The organism is Plantibacter sp. Leaf1 (assembly GCF_001421315.1).
Lineage (GTDB): Bacteria > Actinomycetota > Actinomycetes > Actinomycetales > Microbacteriaceae > Plantibacter.
Map to the genome: position 1 here is coordinate 1395472 of NZ_LMJX01000002.1, position 14589 is coordinate 1410060.

Annotated in this window: 15 protein-coding genes; 7 read left to right on the forward strand and 8 right to left on the reverse strand. The window is 70.8% G+C overall.

Features of this window, described 5'->3' with window-relative positions; translation table 11 throughout:
* Positions 1–42: 42 nt before the first annotated feature.
* Together ASE44_RS08775 and ASE44_RS08780 are read right to left on the reverse strand one after the other, a co-directional pair.
* Positions 43–441 (reverse strand): hypothetical protein, encoded by a 399-nt coding sequence (locus ASE44_RS08775; RefSeq protein ID WP_056008491.1) that lies wholly within the window; start codon positions 439–441, stop codon positions 43–45.
* A 92-nt stretch (positions 442–533) separates the two neighbouring features.
* On the reverse strand, positions 534–1142 hold the full coding sequence (locus tag ASE44_RS08780; protein WP_056008494.1) for a helix-turn-helix transcriptional regulator: 609 nt from the start codon (positions 1140–1142) through the stop codon (positions 534–536).
* 107 nt (positions 1143–1249) lie between these two features.
* On the opposite strand from ASE44_RS08780, the gene ASE44_RS08785 reads away from it, so the two are divergent.
* Both ASE44_RS08785 and ASE44_RS08790 read left to right on the forward strand, forming a co-directional pair.
* Positions 1250–2236, forward strand: coding sequence for an NAD(P)/FAD-dependent oxidoreductase (locus ASE44_RS08785; RefSeq protein ID WP_056778996.1), 987 nt, complete (start codon positions 1250–1252; stop codon positions 2234–2236).
* Positions 2237–2326: 90 nt separating this feature from the next.
* Complete coding sequence (locus ASE44_RS08790) at positions 2327–2701, forward strand: iron chaperone (protein ID WP_056008500.1); 375 nt, start codon at positions 2327–2329, stop codon at positions 2699–2701.
* Between the two features lie 24 nt (positions 2702–2725).
* On the opposite strand, the gene ASE44_RS08795 is transcribed toward ASE44_RS08790, so the two are convergent.
* The 4 genes from ASE44_RS08795 to ASE44_RS08810 form a co-directional block, all read right to left on the reverse strand.
* Positions 2726–3910 carry an SLC13 family permease gene (locus ASE44_RS08795; protein ID WP_056008504.1) on the reverse strand — a complete coding sequence of 395 codons (1185 nt, stop codon included), beginning with the start codon at positions 3908–3910 and terminating at the stop codon, positions 2726–2728.
* A gap of 138 nt (positions 3911–4048) precedes the next feature.
* Entirely contained in the window at positions 4049–4426 is a 378-nt protein-coding gene (locus ASE44_RS08800) for a DUF1801 domain-containing protein (protein WP_056778998.1), read from the reverse strand.
* A 4-nt stretch (positions 4427–4430) separates the two neighbouring features.
* Positions 4431–5735: a C40 family peptidase gene (locus ASE44_RS08805; protein ID WP_056780987.1), complete on the reverse strand. Its 1305-nt coding sequence runs from the start codon at positions 5733–5735 to the stop codon at positions 4431–4433.
* A 296-nt stretch (positions 5736–6031) separates the two neighbouring features.
* Positions 6032–6517 (reverse strand): MarR family winged helix-turn-helix transcriptional regulator, encoded by a 486-nt coding sequence (locus ASE44_RS08810; RefSeq protein ID WP_235522573.1) that lies wholly within the window; start codon positions 6515–6517, stop codon positions 6032–6034.
* A gap of 456 nt (positions 6518–6973) precedes the next feature.
* Here ASE44_RS08810 and ASE44_RS08815 point away from each other — a divergent pair, with 456 nt between their 5' ends.
* The 5 genes from ASE44_RS08815 to ASE44_RS08835 all read left to right on the forward strand — a co-directional run bounded on the left by ASE44_RS08815 (position 6974) and on the right by ASE44_RS08835 (position 12455).
* Positions 6974–8518 (forward strand): sugar transferase, encoded by a 1545-nt coding sequence (locus ASE44_RS08815; RefSeq protein ID WP_082455916.1) that lies wholly within the window; start codon positions 6974–6976, stop codon positions 8516–8518.
* Between the two features lie 484 nt (positions 8519–9002).
* Positions 9003–10271, forward strand: coding sequence for a glycosyltransferase (locus ASE44_RS08820; protein WP_056779001.1), 1269 nt, complete (start codon positions 9003–9005; stop codon positions 10269–10271).
* Positions 10268–11038 (forward strand): CDP-alcohol phosphatidyltransferase family protein, encoded by a 771-nt coding sequence (locus ASE44_RS08825; protein ID WP_056008513.1) that lies wholly within the window; start codon positions 10268–10270, stop codon positions 11036–11038. Before ASE44_RS08820 ends, ASE44_RS08825 begins: the two co-directional genes overlap by 4 nt.
* A 123-nt stretch (positions 11039–11161) precedes the next feature.
* Positions 11162–11629 carry an adenylyltransferase/cytidyltransferase family protein gene (locus ASE44_RS08830; RefSeq protein WP_056008516.1) on the forward strand — a complete coding sequence of 156 codons (468 nt, stop codon included), beginning with the start codon at positions 11162–11164 and terminating at the stop codon, positions 11627–11629.
* Positions 11630–11732: 103 nt separating this feature from the next.
* Positions 11733–12455 (forward strand): polysaccharide deacetylase family protein, encoded by a 723-nt coding sequence (locus ASE44_RS08835; protein WP_056008519.1) that lies wholly within the window; start codon positions 11733–11735, stop codon positions 12453–12455.
* 108 nt (positions 12456–12563) lie between these two features.
* On the opposite strand, the gene pip is transcribed toward ASE44_RS08835, so the two are convergent.
* On the reverse strand, positions 12564–13523 hold the full coding sequence (pip, locus tag ASE44_RS08840; protein WP_056008522.1) for a prolyl aminopeptidase: 960 nt from the start codon (positions 13521–13523) through the stop codon (positions 12564–12566).
* A 104-nt stretch (positions 13524–13627) separates the two neighbouring features.
* Positions 13628–14515, reverse strand: coding sequence for a neutral zinc metallopeptidase (locus tag ASE44_RS08845; RefSeq protein ID WP_056779002.1), 888 nt, complete (start codon positions 14513–14515; stop codon positions 13628–13630).
* Between the last annotated feature and the right edge of the window lie 74 nt (positions 14516–14589).

Genomic DNA, 14589 nt, shown 5'->3' on the forward strand with positions numbered 1-14589 from the left:
CCCGGTCCACCTGAGCGCCGACCGCGAATCCGACGGCGCCGCTCAGCCCTGCGGTGCCGGTCGGCGCAGCACCGACCACAACAGCCACCCACCCGCCACGGCATACGACACCAGCAGGAGCACCACGGCCGTCCCACCGAGGTCGAGGACGACCGGGATCACCGGTGAGCCGCCGAGCCCGGCGTCGGTCGTACTCCAGTTCGCCGTCAGCAGGGCCAGCACGATGAGCACGACCCCGGTGGCGAGGAGCGGGCCGGCGGTCGCCCACACCTTCTGGCGCGTGGTCCAGGCGCGTGCGCGCCAGAGCATGACCATGCCGGCCACCCAGCCGACGAACGGGACGACGAGCCCGCCGAGCATGACGACGAGCGCGGTCGCGACGGCGAATCCTCGGCGTTCGAGCAGCTGCTCGGCGAACGGACGGTCGTCGGATGCGCTCATCGGTCCCCCTGCTCGTCGGGCGGCCCCTGTGGACCGTCGGCCTCAGCCTGCCATGTCCGGACGCTCCGTGCGCCGGACGCCGGCCGGCCGCGTCAGCGGGCCTCGGTCGACCTCGCCCGGACGTGCATGCGTTCGCCCTGCTTGCCGAACAGGCTGAGGAACTCGACCGCTCCGGCCTCCGCCCGCCCGAACCAGTGCGGCACTCGGGTGTCGAACTCGACGACCTCGCCCGCGGTGAGGACGAGGTCCTGATCGCCGAGCAACAGGCGGAGCCGGCCGTTCAAGACGTAGAGCCACTCGTACCCCTCGTGCACCTGCTGCGTCCCGGGGGTCTGCGGACCAGGTCCGCCGTGGATGATGCTCTTGAACGCGTGCAAGCCTCCCGGCCGGCGGGTGAGCGGCACGATCGTCTGGCCGTGGCGCTGGACGGGTTTCAGATGCACGCGGGGGTCACCGGTCTGCGGGGCGCCGACGAGGTCGTCCAGCGGGACCTGGTGCGCCTTCGCGAGCGGCAGGAGCAGTTCGAGGTTCGGTCGGCGCTGTCCGGACTCGAGCCGGGACAGGGTGGAGACCGAGATGCCGGTCTCGGCGGAGAGCGCCGCGAGGGTGGTGCCGCGGTGCTGCCGGATCGCGCGGAGACGCGGCCCGACCGCGTCCAGCACCCCGTCGATCGACCGCTGCTCCTCGTGTCCATGCGCCATGGCTCGATTCTCCGGGGCCGTTGCCGTTCCAGCAAGGTTTCTTGCCACTTCGGCACACTGCGACGCACGCTGGACCCCGCACCGCCCCTCGACCGAACGGAACGATCATGACCACGCCCGCCCACATCCCGTCCGCCGCCGCACCGGCCCCGACCGAGCTCGTCGACGCGATCATCGTCGGCGGCGGTGCGGCCGGACTCAGCGCCGCCCTCATGCTGGGCCGCTCGCGTCGCTCCGTCATCGTCGTGGACGGTGGCCAGCCCCGGAACGCCCCGGCCGACGGCGTCCACGGCTTCCTGTCGCGTGACGGCATCCCCCCTCGGGAGCTCGTCCGTCTCGGGCGCGCGGAGGTCGCCGCCTACGGGGTCCTGGTCGTCGACGCCCAGGTCGGCACGGCCGTCCGCGACGACGAGGGGTTCGTGCTGACGACGACGGACGGGGCGTCCCTCCGCGGTCGACGACTGCTCATCGCCACCGGCACGGCCGACGAACTCCCGGACATCCCCGGACTCCGCGAACGCTACGGGCGCGACGCCCTCCACTGCCCGTACTGCCACGGCTGGGAGGTGCAGGACCGGGTGATCGGCATCCTCGGGACGGACGCCCAGGCGGCGGCGCACCAGGCCCAGCTGTTCCGACAGCTGAGCGAACGGGTCATCGTGCTGCGCAACACCGCCGAGGCGTTCGGTGCCGAGCACCGGGCCGCGTTCGCCGCCCGCGGCATCGAGGTCGTCGACGGCCTCGTTGAGCGGCTCGAGGTCGAGGACGACCGACTCGTGGGCGTCCGCCTCGCCGACGGCCGGACCGTCCGCGTCGACGCGCTCGCGGTGGCACCGGTCGCCCGGGTGCACGCGGCGGCCTTCGCCGAGCTCGGTGTGCAGACGCAACCGCACCCGGCTGGTGCGCACTACGGCGATGCGATCGGGGTCGACGCGATGGGTGCCACCTCGGTCCCCGGCGTGTGGGCGGCCGGGGACGTCACCAGCCTGCGGCCGCAGGTCGTGCAGGCGGCGGCCGCCGGGGCGATGGCCGGCGCGGCGATGAACGCCGACCTCGTGCAGGACGACGTGCGTCGCGCCCTCGCGGAGCGGTAGAACCACCACTGTCGCACCGGCGGCGGACATGGGACGATGACGGCACGGGACGAGTGGTCCCGTGCCGTCCGAAACCTGGGGAGGACGCACATGCCTGGTACACCGAGCACCATCGACGACTACCTGGCCGCGCTGCCGACCGACCCCGCCGACGCCATCGAGGAGATCCGTCTCCGCGTGCACCGGATCGTCCCGGGGATCACCGAGGCGATCCGCTACGGCATGCCGACCTTCATGCTCGACGACCGCTACCTGCTCTACCTCGGCGCGTGGAAGCACCACATCGCGCTCTACTCGATCCCGCCGTTCGACGAACCCCTCCAGTCGGCCGTCGCCGACTACCGCGCGGCGAAGGACACGCTCCAGTTCCCGTTCAGCCGGCCGATCCCCTTCGAGCTCATCGATCAGATCGTCACCGAGCTGCTGGCCCGCCGCCGCGCCGCCGACGCCCGCCACGAGCACTGAGGACCCGGCCTCGGTCGAGCGCGTTCAGCCCTGCGCCACCCACAGCCCGACCGTCGCGAGGGCGACCGTCAGCGGCGCCACCACGAACCCGAGCGCGATGAAACGGCCCCAGCCGAACTCGACGTCCGCCGCCTGCAACCGGCTGTGCCAGAGCAGGGTCGCGAGGGCCGCCCACGGCGTGATCAGCGCCCCCGCGTTCACGCCGATGAGCAGCGCGGCGAACCGCACCGGGTCGCCGGCCACCGGCTCGAGCGCGAGGTAGGCCGGCAGGTTGTCGACGAGGTTCGCGCTGGCCATGCCGACTCCGGCCAGCTGCAGGAGCGCCGGAAGGGAGTCACCCGTGCCGGCGATCGATGCGAGCAGACGCGCCAGCCCCATCGCGTGGGCAGCCTCGACGACGAGGAAGAGCCCGGACGCGAGGAGGAGGAGCTGCCAGGGGACGAGTGCCGGGCGGAGCGCGCGCGGACGTCTGACGAGGAACACGACCACCAGCACCACGGCCGCTCCGAGCGCCGACATCCACACCGGGATCCCGGACACCAGCAGCGGCAGCAGCACGAGCACGACGAGCCCGGAGACCCACAGCAGCACGCGATCGTCGTCGCTCGGCTCGACGTCCACCGTGTACCGCCCGGCGAGCTGTCGCCGGTAGACGATCGCGAGGACGACGCACGGGACGACGACCGCGATGATCGCCGGCACGAGCAGGAGCGCGGCGAATCCTCCCGGCCCCAGCGGGCCGCCACCAGATGCCGCCGAGGCCTCGTCGATCGCGTGCTCGGCGAGGAGGTTCGTGAGGTTCGAGACCGGCAGCAGCAGTGACGCCGTGCACGCCAGCCACACGGTGGTGAGGGCGAAGGGCACCGGCGAGAGTCCCGCGTGCCGGGCGAGCGTGATCACGACCGGCGTCAACAGGACGGCCGTGGTGTCGAGCGAGAGGAACACGGTGCTGAGCGTCGCCAGCGCGACGACGAGCACCCACAGCAACCAGGTGCTCCCCCGGCCCCAGCGCACGAGCCGCGAGGCGACGAGGGTGAACAGTCCGGCGTCCGCAGCGAGTTCGGCCACGACGGTGATCGCCACGACGAACAGGAGGATCGGCCACACGCGATCCGCGATGCCGAGCGCCTCGCTCCCCGGGAGGATGCCGGTGAGGATCGCGATCGCGCCGATGACGAGCAGGACGACGCCGAGCACGGCACTGCGCACGGGCGCCTCCTTCAGGACGGGTGGGTCGGCGCGCTGTCGCTCGCTCGGCAGTCGATCATACGTCGGCGGATCCGGCGCACACCGAGGGCCGCGACACACCGCGCTCCGAGCCGCTCGGTGCTCACCGTCCGGCACCGCTCAGGCGCGCACCCATCGACCGATCAGCTCGAGGAGCGCGGCCTCGGCGTCGGCCGCGGCCTCGACACTCGCGAAGGTCACGACACCGCGATCGGGTGCCGCCCAGACGACGAGGCCGGACGGGTCCTCGAACCGGAACCCGTCGGCGTCGGCCCGACGCTGCACGCCCCGGTGCAGCACGATGCGGATCCGGTTCGCCGGGTGCAGCGCGAAGGTCACGCGGTCCTCGCCCGCGTAGACGAAGCTCGGTGCCTTCCACTTCAGGTGCTCCGAGAAGCCCTCGTCGGAGGCCATGATGGCCTCGCGCAGACGGACCACCGCCGGCTTCAGCTGGTGCGAGAGGGAGTCGAGATAGGCGTCGACCTCGGCGGAGGTCATGGGATCAACCCGTCGGGCGACCGACGTACGCTGCGACGTCGCCGGAGCCCCAGATCGAGCCGACGCGCGTGCCGGCCCGCTCGTTGGCCGCCTCGACAATCTGCCCGTTCCCGAGGTAGATCGCGACGTGGTAGTAGTCGGAGCCGCCCCACCAGAAGATGAGGTCGCCGCGCTGCTTCTGGCTGTAGGGCACGAGGCGTCCCTGCGACTGCATCGTGTAGTACTGGTTCGTCGCCGAGTGGGTACCGATGCCACTGCCGTATGCGGCCCGGGTGAGGCCCGAGCAGTCCCAGACGTCGGGGCCGGAGCCGCCGAGCTGGTAGCCCTTGCCGACCTGCGCGAGGGCGAAGGCGATCGCCGACTCGACGCCGGCGGAGTTCGGCGGTGCGACGGGGCTGCCGCCTCCACCACCGCTGGAGGCACCGCCACCGCCACCGCCGCCACTGCTCGAGCCGCCGCCGCCCGACGAACCGCCGTTCGACGCCGGGGGCGTGTTCGCCGCCGCGGCTGCCGCAGCTGCTGCGGCCTCCGCAGCCTGGCGAGCGGACTCGCCCGCGGCGTAACCGCGCTCGGTCTCGGCCGTGGTGTTCTTCAAGGAGGCGAGCTGCGCGTACAGCTGATCGGCCTGCTGCTCCTGCACGGCGACCGCGGCCGACGCGGCAGCCGAAGCGCTCTCCGCCTCGTCGTACTTCGTCTGCGCCTCGCCCTCGAGTCGCTCGCGCTCGGTCTTCGCGACCTCCGCTTGGTCGGTCAGCCCGGACGCCGCATTCCGGTCGGTGACCGCCTCGGCGTAGCTCGCGGCGTTGCGCTCGCCGAGCTTGTCCATGACGGACAGTCGCGAGAGGAGGTCGTCGGACTCGCCGGCGCCGAGGACGAGGTCGAGTGAGACGTCGCCGCCGCCCCCACGGGAGAGCTGCGCGATGAGTGCACCGGCGCGCTGCTTCGACACCTTCGCGGCGGCCGCAGCGGCGTCGGCCTGCGCCTGCAGGGCGGACTCGCGGGCGGTCGCCTCGGTCACCGCGTCCTGCGCCTGCCGGTAGGACTCCGCGGCGATCTGCGCCGTGCGGAACGCGGCGTCCGACTGCTCCTGGAGGGAGGTGATGAGCGCGGTGATGTTCGTGATCTCGGCGGCCTTCGCGGACTCGCTCGACTTCGCCGCCTCGACGTCCGCCCAGCTCGGGTAGTCGTCCGCGTGGGCCGGCAGCGCGCCGACGGTGAGCGACGCGGTGACGACGCCGACGGAGAGGGCCATCGCCAGCCAGGGACGGCGACGGCCGTACGGTGCTCCGGGCGTGCGTGCGGGGGTCATCATTCTCCAGTCCGACGACACGATCGCTCCGACATCGGCGGGTCGCGGTCGACATCGTGTCACAACAGTCACAATAGAAACTTTGATCACACTAGCCACTCTCGTCCCGCAGCACCAGCTCGAATACCCCCGGACTGGGGGCGCGGGTGTGCTGGCGCGCACGTCGACAGCGCTTGACGCCATCGCGTCACGAAGCTTCCTCGGGGCACTTCGACAAGCTCAGTGACCGGGGGAAGGAAGCTCAGTGACCGGGGAAGGAAGCTCAGTGACCAGAGCAGGCACGCCGGGCGAACCGATCAGGCGGGTTCGACGTCCTCGGGCGACCACCGGGAGGACTCGCCGGAGCGGATGATGGCCAGCAGCTGCGAGCGCAGCGCGGACTCGTCGGGGAGCTCGGGGAAGACGTCGGCTTCGAGTCGGTGGGCAGCCAGCCATGCCTCGTCACCCGCCGCGGTCCGGCTCACCACATGCCGTCGGCGGTCGTCTGCGGCCGCGATGCGCTCGATGAGCCCGGCGCGCTCCAGTCGGTCGAGCGTCCGCGACATCGTCTGGTTCTGCACGCGGGCCCGTCGGGCGAGGTCCTTCTGACTCGCCGGACCACTGTCCAGCAGGTGCAGCACGATGAGGCCGGCATGGGTGACACCGATGCCGTCCAGAGCCTGCTGCCAGGTGTGCTCGATGAGTCGCGAGGCGGTCGACAACAGGCGCCCGGTCGGCCAATCCGCCATCGGATCACGAGCGGCGTCGGCGACCACGCCATCGGTCGCGCGCGCTCCATCCATGGCACCAATGTAGCGCCCGAGCCTCGGAGGGGACTTCCACCGCTCCCTGCAGCGACCCGGCACACGGCTGCTGTCCCCCAATCCACCGCGTCGGCGTCGAGCGACGAAGTCCGTCGCCGAGCGACCGATCAACGACGGAATCGCGCGTGGCACCCGTGCCTCACCCCCAGAATTGGGGGCCGTCGACCCCCTGGAGTGGGGGATCCGCCGATGACCCCCGCTTCCTACAGTTGAGGGATATCCAAGGGGGACGGTCATCCCGATCGACATCGTCGATCGGTCGTGGGGACACGAACGACGTCGCGTTCTCCGCGGGCGGCCCGAACCGCCCGTGCGCACCGCGCACCCGAACCACACCCGAACCCACAAGTGGATAGCAGCCCCCATGACGACGTACCCGAACCGCCGTCGGTCCTTCCGACAGACCCGCCCGCGCGCACAGCGACGGAACCACGCATGAGCGCCGAACTCTCCGAGAGCCCGTTCCCGATGACCGGCCCGATCGCGACGCCGGTCACGCTGGGCCGACGCCGTGCGTCCGCGATCCGCGCCGGGTCCTCGCCCGCCGCCGTCACCTCGCTGACCCAGCGGGAGTGGTCCAAGCGCTACCGGCGCTGGCTCGTCCTCACCGACAGCGCCATCGCCCTCTTCGCCGTCTCCGCGGCCTTCGTCGTGCGGTTCGGCGACGAGCCCGTCGGCCCGGAGGCCCACCAACTCTACGTCCTGCTGTCCGGACTCATCGTGGTCGTCTGGCTCGCCTTCCTCGGGTTCACGAGGACCCGCGACAGCCGCATCATCGGCTCCGGCGTCATCGAGTACAAGCGCGTGGTCAACGCCAGCGCGTTCGCCTTCGGCATCCTCGCGATCGCGTTCCTCATCGCGAAGGTCGACATCGCGCGCGGCTACTTCATCCTCGCCCTCCCAGCTGGAACCCTCGCCCTCCTCGCCTCCCGATGGATGTGGCGTCGGTGGCTGCTCAGCCGTCGCCGCGTCGGCGAGTACACGGCACGGACGGTCGTCGTCGGGCGGCGTGACGACGTCGACTACGTCCTCCAGCAGGTCGCCAAGCAGCACAGCATGAGCTACACCGTCGTCGGCGCGGCCATCACCGACGAGGAGACCGCAGAACCGTTCTCGAGCCGAGGCCGGTCCGTCCCCGTCATCGCCCACGTCGACGGCGTCGCCCAGGCCGCAGCGAACCTCACCGCCGACGCCGTCATCATCGCCGGGCCGGTCGACGGCGGCAGCGACTACATCCGCCGCCTCGGTTGGGACCTCGAGGGCACCGCGACCGAGCTCGTCCTCGCCGCGCGCCTCACCGACGTCGCCGGCCCCCGCATCCACTTCCGTCCCGTCGAGGAGCTGCCGCTCATCCACGTGGAGATCCCGCAGTTCGAGGGCGGCCACCACATCATGAAGCGCGCCCTCGACGTCGGCCTCACGAGCCTCGGCCTGCTGCTCATCTCCCCCGTGCTGGCCCTCCTCGCGCTCGCGATCAAGCTCGACAGCCCGGGCCCGGTCCTCTTCCGTCAGGAGCGCGTGGGGCGCAACGGTGAGCGGTTCACGATGTTCAAGTTCCGGTCGATGATCACCGACGCCGAAGCCGCGCTGCCCGCCCTGATGGCGCAGAGCGAGGGCAACGGTGTGCTGTTCAAGATGAAGAACGACCCGCGGGTGACGCGGGTGGGTCGCATCCTGCGCAAGTACTCGCTCGACGAGTTCCCGCAGCTCTGGAACATCCTCACGGGTGACATGAGCCTCGTGGGCCCGCGCCCGCCGCTCGCGAGCGAGGTGGCCGAGTACGAGAAGGACGTCCACCGTCGCCTCCACATCAAGCCAGGGCTCACCGGCATGTGGCAGGTCTCCGGACGCTCCGACCTGAGCTGGGACGAGAGCGTCCGACTGGACCTCTACTACGTCGAGAACTGGTCGATCACCGGCGACCTCATGATCATGTGGCAGACCGTCAAGGTGGTCCTGAAACCGGTCGGCGCGTACTGATGCGAGGACTTCTGTCGGTGATGCCCCCAAAGCGAGGGGTGTCCCGCAAAAAGAGGACAAAACTCCTATCGGAGGGGACAACACTTCGCTACAGTCGTCACCACTACCGCGAACCGGTGAGCCGCTCGGCACCCGAAACACCCGAACCCGTCGAGACGATTCACCAGGTCAATGACGCCGCTCGCGCGCACGAACCCGATCGTGCTTCGAGATCCGTGACGCTTACCCGAGCGACGCGAGCTTCGACGCCGTCCGCCCCCGAAGGCGGACGAATCCGGGTCAGGTGCGCGAGCCGCGACATCGTCGTCGTGCACCGGTACCCGACCGAGCACCCGATACCCGAACACCGGCGTCCGAGACGCCGGACAGCAGCAGCGGCGCACACCCGAACCCCGTGGGCCGGCAGCGACATCATGAGAGACCCGAACTCAGCCATGAACACCACCCTGCAGTCCGCCGCGCGATCCGCCGCGGCGACCACCCGATGAGGGCCCCGAAGCGCAGGAGCGTCGCCCACGGTCGCCAGGCCGACGGCACGCTCCGGATCGCGATGGTGGGCACCCGTGGCGTCCCCGCCGCCTACGGCGGGTTCGAGACGGCCGTCGAGGAGATCGGCAGCCGGCTCGCCGCCCGCGGCCACGACGTCACCGTCTTCTGCCGTCGCACCGCCGCTGACCAGCCGGACGAGCACCTGGGGATGCGCCTCGTGCACCTGCCCGCCGTCCGCAAGAAGGTCCTGGAGACCCTCAGCCACACGGCGCTGTCGGTGCTGAACATGGCCGTCACGAAGCGCCACGACGTCGCCTTCGTCTTCAACGCCGCGAACGCCCCCTTCGTCCCCGTCATCCGCGCCAAGGGCGTCCCGACCGCCGTGCACGTGGACGGGCTCGAATGGAAGCGCGCGAAGTGGAGCGGTTCCGGCAAGCGGTACTACCGCTGGGCCGAGGAGCGTTCCGTCCGCACCGCCGACGCGCTCATCGCCGACGCTGCGGGGATCGCCGACTACTACGAGCAGCAGTTCGGCGTCCCGACCGAACTCCTCACCTACGGCGCGAAGATCCTCGAGCAGCCCCGCACCGACCTGCTCGGTTCAGGAGCCGGCGTCGAGGCCGGCGCCTTCCACCTCGTGGTCGCCCGGTTCGAACCGGAGAACCACGTCGACCTGATCGTCGAGGGCTACCTCGCGAGCAGCGCCCGCCACCCCCTCGTCGTCGTGGGCTCGGCACCGTACGGCGCCGAGCACAGCGAACGCATCGCCACGCTCGCGGCGAGCGACCCGCGCGTGCACCTGCTCGGTGGCGTCTGGGACCAGGAACTCCTCGACCAGCTCTACGCCGGTGCCCTCACCTACGTCCACGGCCACTCCGTCGGCGGGACGAACCCGTCGCTGCTGCGCGCCATGGGGGCCGGCACGGCCGTGATCGGTTTCGACTCCGTGTTCAACCACGAGGTCGTCGGCGGCTCCGGCACCTTCTTCGCGACGACCGACGAGGTCGCGCGATGCATCGAACGTGCCGAACAGGACGAGGCCGCCACCGCGGCCGTCGGAGCAGCCCTCCAGGCGCGAGCCGCCGAGGTCTACCGCTGGGACGACATCGCCGACGGTTACGAGGCGCTCGCCATGCGGCTCGCCGACGGCGCGACGATCCACGGCACCGGACGCTTCGCCCGCCTCCCCATCGACTGGAACCCGAAACCGGTCGTACACACCACACCGACACGCATCACCGAGACCACCGGAGGCTTGGCATGACCCGAATCACTGCCGACACCCGTTCGATCCCCGAGTCCTACGCCGACATCGTCGCCCGCCTCGCCGGCGCCCAGAAGAAGCGTGCGGCGGGAGCTCCCGCCTACTCGATCTACGTGAACCGCAAGGCCGGCCGCTACCTCGCCGCCGGTGCCTACAAGGTGGGGCTCACCCCGAACCTCGTCACGGCCATCAGCGCCGTGTTCACCTTCTCCGGCATCGCGATGCTGTTGCTCCTCCCCCTGGAGTGGTGGTCCGGTGTCGCCGTGTGGCTCGCGCTCGCGATCGGCTACGCCTTCGACTCCGCGGACGGCCAGGTCGCCAGGCTGCGCGGCGGCGGCTCGGCCAGCGGGGAGTGGCTCGACCACGTCGTCGACGCTACGAAGATCTCCACCCTGCACCTCGCCGTGCTCATCACCGCCTACCGCGGCTTCGACCTGCCGAGCCCCGAGCTCCTGCTCATCCCGATCGGCTACTGCATCGTCGGCGCCGTGTCGTTCTTCGCGATGATCCTCAACGACCAGCTCAAGCAGGCCTACGGGTACCCGACCTCGACCGCCGAGGGCAAGAGCACGCCCCTGCGCTCGCTCCTCGTCATCCCGACCGACTACGGCTTCCTCTGCATGATCTTCCTGCTGCTGGGTGCGCCGTACCTCTTCTTCGCCGCCTACACCCTCATGTTCGTCGCGAACGCCGGGCACCTGCTCCTCGCGTCGATCAAGTGGTTCCGCGACATGACGCGACTGGACGCCGCCCGCGTCGACGCGTGACCAGCCCCCGAACAGGCGGCACCCGAAGGTGGACTCTCGCTGGAGACCACCCGTCCCTAGGCTCACAACAGGCTCATCGTGGCGCCGCACATCGCCGTCCGATCGAGGAGAGGAACACCCGACATGCATGAACGAGGCACTGGACGTGTCGGCTACGCCGCCGGAGCATTCGACCTGTTCCACGTCGGCCACCTGAACATCCTCCGGCACGCGAAGAGCGCCTGCGACTACCTCATCGCCGGGGTCGTCTCGGACGAGCTGCTCCGCACTAGGAAGCGCATCGAGCCCATCGTGCCGCTGACGGAGCGACTCGAGATCGTCCGCCACATCGGCTTCGTCGACGAGGCGGTCGAGGAGACCTGGGACGACAAGTTGCAGGCGTGGGACGCGCTGCGCTTCGACATCTTCTTCAAGGGCGACGACTGGCGCGGCACCGCCGAGGGCCTCCGGCTCGAAGCGGAGTTCGCGAAGGTGGGTGTCGAGGTCGTCTACTTCCCGTACACGATGAGCACCTCGAGCACCGCACTCCGACGCGCACTCGCCCAGCTCGACGAGCAGCGCGAGCTCGACGCGACGCTCGTCCAGGCCTGATTCCTCCGGCACGACCGCCGGTTCCCGCCCCGCAGCCCCACGCTCCCCATCCGCAGCGCATCGAGGTACTGTTGGACGGATCGACACACGGGGCGGTGGACACATGACGAAGGCTCGGCAGGCACTGCTGGCACGCCTCACCGGCTCACTGCCCGTCCACGGTTCCATCGTCGGCGTCGCCACCGAGGAGCGCACGGTCGTCATGACCTACGGCGACGGCCCGAGCCCCGACGGCACGCCTGGCGTGTTGGACGCCCTCGCAGCGGCCGGCGCCACCGCGACCTTCTTCGTCCTCGTCGGACGGGCCAGGAAGCACCCCGAACTGCTCCACCGCATCGTGGCCGAGGGGCATGAACTCGCCCTCCACGGTGACGACCACGTCCGCCTCACCGACTTCCCCGAGGAGGTCGCCTACCGGCGGACCCTCGCCGCGAAGCAGGAGCTGGAGCAGCTGAGCGGGCAGCGGATCGAATGGTTCCGCCCGCCGTACGGCGCGCAGAGCATCGAGACCTGGCAGGCGGTCAAGCGGGCCGGCCTCCAGACGGTGCTGTGGACCGCGACCGCGTGGGACGTCAAGGACGTCGGCGAACACGAGCGCGTCGCCCACGCCGTCCGGCACTGCCACCAGGGGTCGATCCTGCTCGCGCACGACGGCTTCGCCGGCCCTGCCGACGGCGTCGACGACGGCCCGGAGCCAGACGTCGACCGCGGTGCGCTCGCCGAGGAGCTCCTCAGCGGATTCGCCCGCGAGGGGCTCGTGGGACGCTCGCTCGGTGAGGCCCTCCGCGGCGGCAAGGCCGTGCGCCGCGCCCGCTTCACGGAATAGCGGCACACTGGCCCCGACCCCGGTCCCTGAGCCGGTCGAAGGGCGGCCCTGGTCCGGCTAGCCGCCCCCGGTTCCCTGAGCTTGTCGAAGGGCTTCGCCGGGAGCCGCTCAGTCCTTCGCGAAGCGGTCGGTCGCGTCGATGAGCGCCGAGAGGATGCCCGGCTCGTCGAACGCGTGTCCGGCGTCGGGGACGATCGTGAACTCGGCCTCGGGCCAGGCCCGGTGCAGGTCCCAGGCGGTGAAGACCGGGGTGCACATGTCGTAGCGGCCCTGGACGATCACGCCGGGAACACCGGCGAGCTTGTCGGCGTCGCGGATGAGCTGGCCCGGTTCGAACCAGCCGCGGTTGGTGAAGAAGTGGTTCTCGATGCGCGCGAACGCGACGGCGAACCGCGGGTCCGTGAAGCGGGCGACGGTCTCGGCCTGCGGGAGCAGCGTGATCGTCGAGGACTCCCAGCGCGACCAGGCGACCGCCGCCGGACCGTGCACGGCCGGGTCCTCGTCGAACAGGCGCCGGTGGTAGGCCTCGATGAGCCGACGGCGCTCCTCCACGGGGATCGGTTCGAGGTAGCCCTCCCACAGGTCGGGGAAGACGGCTGCCGCACCGCCCTCGTAGAACCAGTCGAGTTCCTCGTCGCGCAGGGTGAAGATGCCGCGGAGGACGAGCTCCGTCACGCGCTTCGTGTGCTTCTGGGCGTACGCCAGCGCGAGCGTCGAGCCCCAGGACCCGCCGAACACCATCCAGCGCTTGATCTTCAGCGCCTTCCGCAGCGTCTCGAGGTCGGCGACGAGGTGCCAGGTGGTGTTGGTCGACAGGTCGGCTGCGGGGTCGCTCGCGTGCGGGGTGCTGCGGCCGCAGCCGCGCTGGTCGACGAGGACGATCCGGTACCGCTTCGGGTCGAAGAGGCGCCGGTGGACGGGACTCGTGCCGCCGCCGGGGCCGCCGTGGAGGAACACGACGGGTTTGCCGTCGGGGTTGCCGGAGGTCTCCCAGTACAGCGATTGTCCGTCGCCGACGTCGAGCATGCCGGTCTCGTACGGCTCGATCTCGGGATACGGCTCGCCCATGGTCCTGTCCTTCCTCGGTGCGCGCTCGACGCGTCGCACTGGTCGTTCTAGCATGGCGTGGATCGTCCGGCTGGCGGTGCCACCACACCGTTCCCCCAGGTGTGTCAGAGCTGGTCGGCCGACACCGAGAACGTGTCGCAGGCGGCCGGACCACCGTTGTACCCGGTCATGAACCAGCGCTGGCGTTGCTCGGCCGAACCGTGCGTCCACGCCTCGGGGTTCACCTGGCCGGTCGCCGCCTCCTGGATGCGATCGTCGCCCACCGCTGCCGCGGCGCTCAGCGCGTCGTCGATCTCCTGCTGCGTCACGGGCTTCAGGAAGGCGACGCCCTTCGCGTCCTCGGTGTCGGACGCCGCCGCCACCCAGGCACCGGCGAAGCAGTCGGCCTGGACCTCGATGCGCACGGAGTCGGACGCCGGCCCCGTGCCGCTGCGGTCGGCGCGGTCCATGACGCCGGTGAGCGCCTGGATGTGGTGGCCCCACTCGTGGGCGACGACGTACATCTCCGCGAGCGGGCCACCCGAGGCGCCGAAGCGGTCGCGCAGCTCGCCGTAGAAGCTCGTGTCGATGTAGATGGTCTGGTCCGGCGGGCAGTAGAACGGGCCGGTGGCACTCGAGGCCGCACCGCATCCGGTGTTCGTCTGCTGGTCGAAGATGATGAAGTCCGCCGGCGAGGTGTAGTCGACGCCGAGCGCGGGGAGCTCCTCAGACCAGTAGTCGTCGAGCGAGGAGTAGGCGCCGCCCATCCGGCAGTCGACGTTCGCGTTCGCGTCGGCACCGGTCTGGCACTCCTCGGAGAGGAGGGTCTCCTCCTGTGATCCGCCGCCGACTCCCCCACCGCCGAGGAGGCCCGAGACGTCGACGCCGAGGAACTGGGAGATGAGTGCGATGACGATGACCCCCACTGCGCCGCCACCGACGGCGATGCCGGTGGTCTTGCCCCGGCGCTTGACCTTGTTCCCGCTGATGTCGGCGTTGTCGTTGAACGTCATGTCCGCACCCTACAACGCGGCGCGTCGTGGCAGCCACGGCTTGCGCAGCCGCCGCCGGGGGTCAGTCGGGGTGA